Annotated in this window: 1 protein-coding gene; it reads right to left on the reverse strand. The window is 46.9% G+C overall.

The features are described 5' to 3' along the window. Nucleotides 1–475 precede the first annotated feature (475 nt). Nucleotides 476–663, reverse strand: a 188-nt coding sequence (locus B5F35_RS18295; protein ID WP_162611488.1) for a tyrosine-type recombinase/integrase, incomplete at its 5' end; no start/stop codon positions are given.

Here is a 663-nt window from a genome sequence, read left to right on the forward strand (position 1 = left end):
GTGAGGTAGCGTTCTCTTACGTTTGCTCCCTGTCAGTGGCTCGCACATGCGAATGCTGATATGAGCAGGGGTATGACTTCGCCGCAGGCTCGTTCGGTTGTCAAGGTACGGGTAGCGCACCGAAGGTGCACTGGTTACACAAAAAAGGAAGGTCCATTCCCGCAGCACAGAAGGGAACAGACCTTGACAAATGTATCCAAAACGCGCTATAATATAACGCAGTAATGGCGTTCACAGAAGTCAGTTGGTACGCTCATACCTTCTGGCGGGGCGGCGGTTGATTTGGTAGATCAATCGTCGCCAGTGAATGTTATTTTCTTTTTTGGTAACCTACTCGTATATTATACCACTAAATAATGGAAAGAGCAAGTCTTTTTGATGGTATTACAGAGTTTCCGCGTGGGGACTCTGTTTTTTGTTGTTGAAAGGTAAAAGCGGACACGTGTCCGCTTTTCTGAAAACCCTCCTGTTTGATTCAGCGTTTGGAAATCAGATTCATTTGCTGGCTGAGAAAATCCAGATGGGGACGGGGATACCTGTTGAGTGTAAACGCAACGTCGGTATGTCCCATCAGGGTAGACAGTGCCTTATAGTCCACGTTATTTTCGACCATACGCGTAGCAAAAGCGTGACGGTATGTGTGGTTGGAAACAAAAGTTAAGC

Source organism: Anaeromassilibacillus sp. An200 (assembly GCF_002160025.1).
Classification (GTDB): Bacteria; Bacillota; Clostridia; order Oscillospirales; family Acutalibacteraceae; genus Caccousia; species Caccousia stercoris.